Below are 10,484 nucleotides of genomic sequence, written 5' to 3'. Positions count from 1 at the left end.
GGCGCGATCCGCGTCGCCGCAGCGCTGCGGGCCGGCTACGGCGCCAGCGACGGCACGGTGGCCGCCATCTCCAGCCGGATCACGGTGTCGACCGGGTCGCGCTGGTCCGCCGGCACTTCGACCGACACGCCGGCGGCGCTCTGCTCGAACCACACCTTGCGCCCGTCCATGCGGGTGGCCGCGACGATGCGCTGCGCCAGCGGCGGCAGGTTCAGGCGCTGCCGCGGCCACGCCAGCACGTGCAGGTAGACGTCGCGGCCCTTGACGGTCGAACCGTACACGCCATCGACCGGCTGATACGGGCCGGGACGCGTGTCCTGCATGCTGGCGCCGTTGCGGCCCATCCAGTCGCCCAGCGCGCGCAACGTCGCCACCTGGTCGACGGGAATATCGCCGTCCGGGTCAGGGCTCATGTTGGCGAGCACATTGCCGTTGCGGGTGACCGCGTCCACGATCAGCCGGATCGCGCGTTCCGGCGCCATGGCGCCGCCGCCCGGCGTGTAGCCCCAGGCCCGGAACGACAGCGAGAACGTCTTCTCCCACGGCTTGGCCCGCACCGGGCCGGTGATCGGCGCGTCGCCTTCCTCGGTGTCGAAGTCCCCCTGCCAGCCCGAGCGCGGATTGATCACCACCTTTGGCTGATGGCCGCGCACCATCTTGTTCAGCATCTCGGGCTGCCAGAACCAGGCCGCGTCGGCGTCCGTGCCCTGGTGCGCCAGCCAGCCGCCGTCGTACCAGAGCACATCGACCTGGCCGTAATTGCTCATCAGCTCGCGCACCTGGCCATACGCCTGCTGCTTCATCAACGCCGCGTTGCCGGCCAGCTCGCGCGGCGCGAAATAGCCGGGGAAGCGCCAGTCCATCGGCGAATAATAAATGCCGACCTTGAGCCCCTGCGCCCGCGCCGCGCGCGCGTAGCCGGCGATGAAATCGGTATGCGCCGCCGCATGCATGGAGTCGTAATGGCCGTAGCTGGAGGGGCTGTCGAACATCGCGAAGCCGTCGTGATGGCGCGCCGTCATCACCATGTAGCGCGCGCCGGCGTCCTTGGCCAGCTTGGCCCAGCCCTCCGGCCGGAAGTGCGCCGGGTGGAAGTCCTTGGCCAGCTTCGCGTACTCGGCCGCCGGCACCTTGTCGTTGTACATATGCCATTCGCCCTTGCCGGGCAGCGCGTACAGTCCCCAGTGGATGAAGATGCCGAGCTTGGCGTCGCGCCACCAGGCCATGTCCTGCGCGGACAGGCGCAGCTCCGGCGCCAGCGTGCCGGAATCGGCCAGCGACTTGGCGGCCGAGCGCTGTTCGTCGGTGAGTACGGCCTGGGCGAACGCCGGCTGCCACGGGTGGGCTGCCACACCGCAAGCGAGGGCGGCCAGCAACTGCAGGTATTTACGCTTCATAAAGTCCATTCAAAAAAGCTCCGATGAGTCCCCATTCTGTCGCTGCCGTCCGGACGCCGCAATTGCAAAAAGCACCAACGCCGCCAACAAAATTGCCGCAAGCCGGCCGGAATTACGCAAATCACCAACCGGCATAACGAAATGTACTAACGGTTACGTCCGATGTTTCGGATACGCAGCGCAGGTGCTAGCATCCCGGCAATAATCAGACTAGGAGACCGTCTCAATGCAGCACTTCCGCCCCTTTTTCCTGGCAGCCGTCGCCTCGATTTGCCTTCCGCTGTCGGCCAACGCCGGCCAGCCCGCGCCGCGCCGCATCGTGATCGATACCGCCCAGGCGCTCAAGCCGCTCGACCGCTTCTACGACCTGTCGGTGGGCTCCGACTATCCGGGCACGCTGCAGCGCGACGACAGCATGGCCCAACTGCAAACCACGGTTGACGAACTGGGCTTCCGCTACCTGCGCTTCCATGCCATCTTCCACGACGTACTGGGCACGGTGCGCATCGAGAACGGCAAGACCATCTACGACTGGACCAAGCTGGACCAGCTGTACGACAAGATGCTGGCGCGCCACATCAAGCCCTTTGTCGAGCTGGGCTTCACGCCGCAGGCCATGGCGACGTCGCAGAACAAGATCTTCTACTGGCAGGGCAACACCTCGCATCCCGATCCGGCCAAGTGGAAGGACCTGATCGCGGCCTTCGTGCGCCACATCGAGCAGCGCTACGGCCAGGAGGAAGTGCGCAGCTGGTTCTTCGAAGTGTGGAACGAGCCCAACCTGGACGGCTTCTGGGAAGGCGCCGACCAGAAGGCGTATTTCGAGCTGTACGACCTGACCGCCAACACCATCAAGTCCATCGACCCGGCGCTGCGCGTGGGCGGGCCGTCCACCGCCGGCGCGGCGTGGGTGCCGGAATTCCTCGACCACGTGGCCAAGAGCGGCGCGGCGGTCGATTTCGTCACCACCCACACCTACGGCGTGGACGGCGGCTTCCTCGATGAAAAAGGCGAGGGCGACACCAAGCTGTCGCCGTCGCCGGACGCCATCGTCGGCGACGTGCGGCGCGTGCGCGAGCAGATCTCGGCGTCGAAGTTCCCCAACCTGCCGCTGTACTTCACCGAGTGGAGCACCAGCTACACGCCGCGCGACCTGGTGCACGATTCCTACATCAGCTCGACGTACATCCTCAGCAAGCTCAAGGCCAGCAAGGGCCTGGTGCAGGGCATGAGCTACTGGACCTATACCGACCTGTTCGAGGAACCGGGTCCGCCGACCAAGCCGTTCGAAGGTGGTTTCGGCCTGCTGAATCCGCAGGGCATCCGCAAGCCCGCGTATTTCGCCTACAAGTACCTGCACGCGCTGAGCGGCAACGAGATCCCGGTCTCGGACGCGCAGGTGATGGCATCCTCCGACGGCCGCAAGGTGGCGGCCGTGGTGTGGGACTTCCAGCAGCCGGAGCAGAAGGTCAGCAACCGGCCGTTCTATGGCCGCCTGGTGCCGTCGTCGCCGTCGGCCCCGCTGGCGGTGCACATCGATCACGTCAAACCCGGCAAGTACCGCCTGCAGGTGCACCGCACCGGCTTCCGCGCCAACGACGCCTACTCGGCCTACATCGAATTGGGCGCGCCGAAGACGCTGACGCCGGCCCAGGTCGAGCAGCTGCACGCGCTCACCCGCGACTTGCCCGAGACCGACCGCGTGCTCACGGTCGGCAAGAGCGGCGCAGTCGATGTCAAGCTGCCGATGCGCAGCAACGACGTCGCCCTGGTGACGCTGACGCGGGAGGATTGAGCGTGAGCCGTCGCCTGCTGAAAATCGCGGCCGCCTGCACGCTGGCGCTGGCCACGCTCGGCCCCGGCCACGCCTCGGCCCAGGGTGCGCCCGGCCACCCCGACTGGCCGGGCGCCGGCCAGCTGTTCGTTGGCACCTGCTACCAGCCGGCCGACCGCAGCCGCGAGCAAATCACGCAAGACATCGCGCTGATGCAGCAGTCCGGCTTCAAGGTGGTGCGCATGGGCGACCTGTCGTGGGACTATTTCGAGCCGTCCGAAGGCAAGTTCGAATTCACCACCTTCGACTGGATCATGGACCAGATGCACGCCGCCGGCATCCGCGTCATCGTCGACATCGCCGGCCTGCCGGCGCCGCTGTGGCTGCACCACAAATACCCGGGCGTCAACCTGGTCACGCAGCAGGGCAACCGCCTGGACGCGGCCGAGCGCTACATGGACAATATCAGCGACCCGGACTACAAGCGCCTGGTGGCCCGCTTCGCCGACAAGCTCACCAGGCGCTACGCCAGGCATCCGGCGCTGCTGGCCATCGGCTTCGACAACGAGATCGGCAACGGCTACATGTCGTACTCCGAGGCCGACCGCAAGCGCTTCATCGGCTGGCTGAAGAACAAGTACGGCAATCTGGCCGCGCTCAACCAGGCCTGGGCCACGCAGCGCTGGTCGCGCCACATCGGCGACTGGGACGAGGTGCGCCTGCCGTACGCGGACGGCCCCGGCGCCTACGAGCGCCTGATCGACCTGCGCCGCTACTGGTCCGACGTCACCGTCGGCGCGCTGAAGGACCTGGACGCGATCCGCCAGAAGAACACGCCGGACAAGCCGGCCATCTCCAACCTGTGGGACAGCGCCGGCCGCAAGGGCTTCGACTACCTGTCGACCTACCGCCAGTACGCCAACTACGGCGCGATGGGCTTCTACCCCGGCTCGCCGGTCGGCTCCGGCTTCGAGGCGCTGATGATGAAGGGCGCGATGCCGACGCCGATCTGGTTCAACGAATTCACCGCCGGCGGCCCGGGCTACTACGGCACCAGGGGACGCTCGCGCATGTGGGCGCACTTCGGTCTGCTGCTGGGTGCGCAGTCGGTGCTGGCGTGGACCTACAACAGCCACCTGGGCGGCGAGGAGCAGGCGCTGTTCGGCCTGCTGGACCACGACGACCGGCCGTCGTGGAAACTGGGCGAGTTCGCCACCATCGCGGCCGATTTCGACAAGCTGCAAAAGCTCGGCTTCCCGCGCATGACGCAGCCGAAGGTGGCGTTCGCCTACTCGTTCGACAACATGCAGGCCACCAACCCGCCGCCGGCGGACAACAACACCGTGCGTCCCTACATCACCACGCCGTACCTGACGCAGGCGCACAACGCCTTCGAGCCGCTGTTCAAGGACAACATCGACGTGGCCGTCATCAACATCGCGCACGAGGACCTGAACCGCTACAGCCTGCTCGTGGTGCCGGGCCTGTACCTGATGGACCAGGCCAGCGCCGACGCCATCCGCAAGTTCGTCGGCGAGGGCGGCACGGTGATCATGACCGCGCTGTCGGACAAGGTCAACGAGCACAACCAGTGGTTCAACACGCCGCTGCCGGGCCGGCTGACCGACGTGTTCGGCCTGCGCACCAACGAGTTCTACAACGGCGGCACGCTGCTGACCAAGATCGGCGACGAGGAAGTCAAGGGCAGCATCGGCCACTACGAGGTGCTGGAACCGTCCACCGCGCAGGTGCTGGCGCGCTTCACTAACGTCGACGGCACGCCGCCGTCGATCACCGTCAACAACTACGGCAAGGGCAGGGCGATCTATGTCGCGACGGCGGCCCAGCCGCAAATCATGCGGCCGCTGTACCGCCAGCTGTACGCCAGCCTGGGCATCGCGCCGGGGCCGAAGACGCCGGACGGCGTCTACGCCCGCACGGTCGAGGGCCGCACGCTGTACGTCAACACCACCGGCGAGGCCAAGGACATCGCGATCGACGGCGCGATGACGGGCGTATTGGGCGGAAAACAGTGGACCGGCACCCTGCGGCTGGAGCCGCTGGGCGTGGAACTGCTTGCCAAGTAAGAAGCTCATCGTCCAGCGGTATCGGACGACGAGGCTTTCCGTCAACCTTGCGGCGGCCCCGAAATGGTTTGTTTGAAAAGTTCAAACCAATCGTCGCCCAAAACGGTGGTGGACGACGAAGCGACACCCGGTGCAGGATCTACGTTAATGAACTCCGCTGGATTTATTGACTTCAATTCGTAAGGAATACGGACGTTCGGTGTAAAGAAGTCCTTCTTGTTGCGGGTAACGATAGTCGCTCTGCGGACTACACCTGTTCCCATAATGATGGCGTCAGGCAGGGCGACCTTGTGTCCCATTTGGATGCTCATCCTGCGGATCGTCATCGAAGCGATCATGATTGCTTGGTTAGTATGAATGACCTCGAATCCAAAGGAATTCAAGAAGTCCAGTACTTCGTCGTAGTCGTCTCTGGTGCCTGCCATGACCTCCATCCACGTGATGGCGCTGATGGCGGGGTCGTCCCAATATTCCAGCTCTTCGATTGCTGGTGGATATCCCTTAAGGGCGTCTATGAGGATGTTGGAGTCGAACAGGACTAGCGCCATTCGGACCTCAACTCAGATTGATAGGTCAGGCTGTCAGCGGGAATGTCGGTGCGGTCCGCCCAGATACCTGCGACGCGGCGCAAAGCCTCCACGCGGCGCTTGCGCGCTTGAGCGAGCGAGTTGTCTTTTGCCGGGTCTTTTGCCGTCGAGTCGAGCGATTGGTCGTCTTCGTGGTGAATGAAGGCCGTCATGGCGCACCTCCCTGCCTGTAGATGTCACTTAGTGTAGCGCATTCCCTTTGCTCTGGTATTTGTCAATTATACGCCCCGCCATTGCGGCGGGGCGCCTGTTGCGGGATGCTTAGTTAGCCGAAGTGCCGTACAGGATGCCGCGGCCGTTGGTGCCGATGTACACCGTGCCGAAGGTCTTCGGATCGCCGGTGATCACGTGGTTGGTGCCATACCACTGGTGCTGGTCGTCATTGATGCGCACCCACGTGTTGCCGCCGTCGGTGGAGCGGTGGATGCCCCACACGCCGTTGGCCGTGCCTTCCATATACATGGCCGGATAGCTGGCGCCGGCAGCGGCCTTGCCGAAGCCCAGCGCGCCCGCCTGCGTCACGCCAGGCGCCTTGACCCACGCGCCCCAGCCCGAGGTGGTGGTGTGGTACAGGCCGGTGTAGGTGACCAGCCACACGTCGCCACCCTGGCCGGCCGGTGCGGCCAACTGGTCGCCCCAGGCGATCAGGCCGGCGTTGGTGGCGGCCCAGGTCGCACCCTTGTCGCTGCTGGCGTAGAACGTGCCCACGTTGCGGTCGTAAGCGTAGAACAGGTTGGCGTTGTAGCCGTCGGCGACGATCCTCACATTGTTCGGCAGCACGCCGCTGAGCGAATTCCACGAATAGGCATTGTTGTTGGAGTAGGCCGGCGGCGCGTCCTTGGGCGCCCACAGGATGGACGAGCCGTCCGCGTTCACCGCGACATAGCCGCCACCGTCGACGGCGGTGCCGTTGCTGTTGAAGGCGCTCCAGCTGTAGCCGCCGTTCCACGAGATCGCGCCGTAGTGCTTGACGGCGCCGTAGGCATCGTTCCCGACCCGCACCACGAAGGTGGAGTTGGTCTTCGCGTAGTCCATGCCGGTGACGTTGTTGCAGGTCGGGTTGGAGAACGGCTGGCTCGGCGCTGTGGTCACGCTGTTGTGAACGAAGCCGCACACATCGCCGCCGCCGCTGATCAATGGCGTCGCGCCGTACTGGTTGGGCGGCGGCGAGATCAGCGCGTTGAGCACGGTCTCCTCGATGCCATTCTCGCCATAGGCCCAGGCCGGATTGGCGGCGGTCAGGTTGTTGCTCTCCATGATGCCGCCGCCGGACGTGACGAAGGCGTGGCTGGTGTTGAACGGGTCCAGCACCGAGGCGCTCCAGTTGCCCAGGTTGTGGATGGGACCGTACACCGTGTTCCATGGCGCCGCGCTGCTGTCGAAGGTGGCGTTGGCCACCAGGTCGGTCCAGTGCGCGCCGCCGTCGTTGGACACGTAGGCGGTCTCGCCCTGCGAGTCGTAGCGGTCGATGGTGTTGACCATCAGCCGGCCCGGATGGCTGGGATCGACCGACAACCCGGAAAAGCCCCAGCTGTACTCGCCGTTGGTGTTGTTGCTGCTCCACGGCGTGATGTACGCCCATTGGTTGTTGGCGATGTCGTACTTCCACACCTGGCCCTTGGTCAGGCCGTCGGGGCCGTAGTGTTCCCACACCTTGCCGTTGCCGTCCGTGCTGCTGGTCCAGGCCGCGAAGGTGATGTAGAGATTGCCGTCCGGCCCGATCTGGCCGCGCTGCGGCTGCAGGCCGCCGGGCCCGCCCCAGACCGGCGACCAGTTGTTGCCGCCGTCGGTGCTCTTGTACAGTTTGGAGCCGGTCTGCTCGGCGGTCTTGGTGTTGATGCCGGCGAACAGGACCGGCGTGGCCTGGCCCGCGCTGCCGGAGCCCTTGTGGAAGGCGACGAAGGAGATGCCGGCGCCGGTGCCGTCGCTGGACAGGGCAGGGAAGCCGCTCACCCTGGACCAGTTGGCGCCGCCGTTACTGCTTTTCCACAGCCCGTTGCTGCTGGCGCTGCCCGCGTAATTGCCGGTGCCGTAGAACAGCACCGAGCCCTGGTTGGGATCGACCATCAGGCGTTCGCCCACTTGCCTGCCGCGCTCGTTGCCGCCGGCCGTGAAGCCCAGCGGCACCAGCGTGAACGTGTTGCCCTGGTTGTTGGAGATCATCAGCGTGGCGTTGCCGCCGCTGTAGTAGATGCCGCCGACCAGGTACAGCTTGTTCGGATCGCGCGGGTCGACGGCGATGGAGTCGATGCCGCTCATATTGAATTGCGCCGACGAGATCCAGTCGTTGAGCGGGGTCCAGGTCTTGGTGCTGGCGTTGTAGCGGTAGGCGCCGCCGACGTCGGTGCGCGCGTAGAACAGGCCCTGCTGGCCGGGGTGGGCGATGATGCCGGGCACATAGCCGCTGCCGCCGATCTTGACGTTGTTCCAGCTGTAGGCCGGACCGGCCGCCCGCGCCGGCATGGCGACGATGTTGGCGGCGCACAGCGAGAGCAGTAATGCGTTGAGTAGCAATGGTCTTTTCATGGGTGTGTCGCTTTCAAGGATTCCAACAATGAAAGCCTGGCGTCTGGTGTGCGGGGTGTCTCCTCTATTCTCCAGTTGACCAAGCGGGAATTCAGTGTGATCAAACCGTGCGGGCGCCGCAATAATGAAAACTGCCAAGTCGCTCAGCGAAATTGAACGGCCCCGGCGCGGCTGGATATTAAGGAAATCACCAAGTGGCCGAATAATATTGCACAGCCGCCCCGGCCACGGTGCCGCCTGTGCGCAGTCGGTGCTAGCATCGCCGCCAGGATCAAAAAGAGGACTTCATAGTCATGCGATATTTCCAGCACCTGTGCCTGGGCGCGCTCGCGTCTGTCTGCCTGGCGGCGGCCGCGTCCGACCCGATCCCCTATGCCACGGAGCACGTCATCGCCGCCGGCGACAGCGCCGCCGTGATCGCCGAGAAGGCGGCCAAGGTGCTGCCGCGCGCCAACCAGAGCGCCTGGATGCGGATGGAGCGCACCTTCTTCCTGCACTTCGGCGTCAATACCTTCAACGAAGTGGAGTGGGGCAGCGGACACGAGGCGCCGTCGTTGTTCAACCCCAGTGCGCTGGACGCGCGCCAGTGGCTGGGCGCGGTCAAGCAGTTCGACGGCAAGATGATCGTGCTGGTGGCCAAGCACCACGATGGCTTTGCCATGTGGCCCAGCCGCTACACCGCGCACTCGTCGGCCGCCAGCCCTTGGCGCGGCGGCAAGGGCGACCTGGTGCGCGAGGTGGCCGACGCCGCCCGCGCGGCCGACGTCAAGCTGGGCATCTACCTGTCGCCGGCCGACCTGTACCAGCTCAAGACCAACCCGTCCAACCCGGCCGGCTACTACGGCAACGGCAGCCCGGCCGTGATGTCGGCCATCCCCACCGACCCGGCCAGTTTCCAGAGCGATCCGTCCAGGGGGCGGCCGCCCACGCCGGGCTTCCAGTCGTACCGCTACCGCGTCAACGACTACAACCGCTACTTCCTCAACCAGCTGTACGAGCTGCTGACCGAATACGGCCCGGTGCACGAGGTGTGGTTCGACGGCGCCAACCCCGACCCCAGCGTGGCGGAGGCCTACGACTACGAGGCGTGGTATGACCTGATCCGCAAGCTGCAGCCGCAGGCCGTCATCATGGGCAAGGGCCCGGACGTGCGCTGGGTCGGCACCGAGAGCGGCTACGGCCGCGCCACCGAATGGAGCGTGATCCCTCTGCCCGCCGCACCCGCGCAATTCCGCTGGCCCGACATGCAGGGCGGCGACCTCGGCGGCCGAGCCCAGCTCAAGCCGGGTTCGCACCTGTGGTGGTATCCGGCCGAGACCAACGTCACCATGCTGGCCAACGGCCAGTGGTTCTGGGCCCGAGACAAGCGTCCGCGTCCGGTCACGCAGCTGGTGGACATCTTTTACTCGTCGATCGGCCGCAACGGCAACCTGATCCTGAACCTGTCGCCCGACCGGCGCGGCCTGTTGCCGGACGACCAGGTCGCCGCGCTGGGCCAGATGGGCGAGATCGTGCGCGCCACCTTCGCCACCAACCTGGCGGCCGGCGCTGCGGCATCGGCCGACCATGCCGCGCCGCGCCACGCGGCAGGCGCCGCGCTGGACGGCAAGCTCGACACCTGGTGGGAGGCTGCCCCCGGCTGCACCGGCTGCACCGGCGGCACGCTGACGCTGGCGCTGCGCAAGCCGGCGCGCTTTGACGTGGTGTCGCTGCAGGAGGCGGTGGACCAGCGCGGCCAGCGCATCGAGTCGTTCGCCATCGAAACCTGGGATGGCGCGGCCTGGATCGCGGCCCAGGCCATCGCGTCGGACGAGCAGACCACGGTCGGCCACCGCCGGCTGGTGCGGCTGGCATCGCCCGTGACCACCGACCGCGTGCGGGTGCGGATCACCGCCGCGCGGCTGGCGCCGACGCTGGCCGAGGTCGGCCTGTACCTGCAATCGACCGAGCTGCTGCCGCCGGTCATCGCCGACCGCGATGCCGACGGCAAGGTGGCCATCAGCCATCCGGGCGGCGGCACCATCGTCTACACCACCGACGGATCGGCCCCGGCGGCCGGTTCGCCGGTGTACAGCGCGCCGTTGGCGCTGGCGGCCAGCGGCGCGGTGCGGGC

General features: G+C 66.2%; 7 protein-coding genes. 3 read left to right on the top strand and 4 right to left on the bottom strand.

What is annotated here, in order from left to right; all coding sequences use genetic code 11:
* Positions 1-35: 35 nt before the first annotated feature.
* Positions 36-1,397: an alpha-L-fucosidase gene (locus GTP90_RS33150; RefSeq protein ID WP_161087508.1), complete on the bottom strand. Its 1,362-nt coding sequence runs from the start codon at positions 1,395-1,397 to the stop codon at positions 36-38.
* A 226-nt stretch (positions 1,398-1,623) separates the two neighbouring features.
* On the opposite strand from GTP90_RS33150, the gene GTP90_RS33145 reads away from it, so the two are divergent.
* Both GTP90_RS33145 and GTP90_RS33140 read left to right on the top strand, forming a co-directional pair.
* Positions 1,624-3,192 (top strand): GH39 family glycosyl hydrolase, encoded by a 1,569-nt coding sequence (locus tag GTP90_RS33145; RefSeq protein ID WP_161087507.1) that lies wholly within the window; start codon positions 1,624-1,626, stop codon positions 3,190-3,192.
* A gap of 2 nt (positions 3,193-3,194) precedes the next feature.
* Entirely contained in the window at positions 3,195-5,258 is a 2,064-nt protein-coding gene (locus tag GTP90_RS33140) for a beta-galactosidase (RefSeq protein WP_161087506.1), read from the top strand.
* A 41-nt stretch (positions 5,259-5,299) separates the two neighbouring features.
* Here GTP90_RS33140 and GTP90_RS33135 read toward each other — a convergent pair whose 3' ends face one another.
* The 3 genes from GTP90_RS33135 to GTP90_RS33125 form a co-directional block, all read right to left on the bottom strand.
* Entirely contained in the window at positions 5,300-5,806 is a 507-nt protein-coding gene (locus GTP90_RS33135) for a PIN domain-containing protein (RefSeq protein ID WP_161087505.1), read from the bottom strand.
* On the bottom strand, positions 5,797-5,997 hold the full coding sequence (locus tag GTP90_RS33130; protein WP_161087504.1) for a hypothetical protein: 201 nt from the start codon (positions 5,995-5,997) through the stop codon (positions 5,797-5,799). Before GTP90_RS33130 ends, GTP90_RS33135 begins: the two co-directional genes overlap by 10 nt.
* Before the next feature lie 109 nt (positions 5,998-6,106).
* Positions 6,107-8,371 (bottom strand): beta propeller repeat protein, encoded by a 2,265-nt coding sequence (locus tag GTP90_RS33125; protein WP_161087503.1) that lies wholly within the window; start codon positions 8,369-8,371, stop codon positions 6,107-6,109.
* A gap of 293 nt (positions 8,372-8,664) precedes the next feature.
* On the opposite strand from GTP90_RS33125, the gene GTP90_RS33120 reads away from it, so the two are divergent.
* Positions 8,665-10,484: alpha-L-fucosidase (locus GTP90_RS33120; RefSeq protein WP_161087502.1), on the top strand; the 1,820-nt coding region annotated here is incomplete at its 3' end.

The sequence above is a fragment of the Duganella vulcania genome (genome assembly GCF_009857655.1).
GTDB lineage: Bacteria > Pseudomonadota > Gammaproteobacteria > Burkholderiales > Burkholderiaceae_D > Rugamonas > Rugamonas vulcania.
This window is presented reverse-complemented; position numbering and strand designations above follow the sequence as displayed.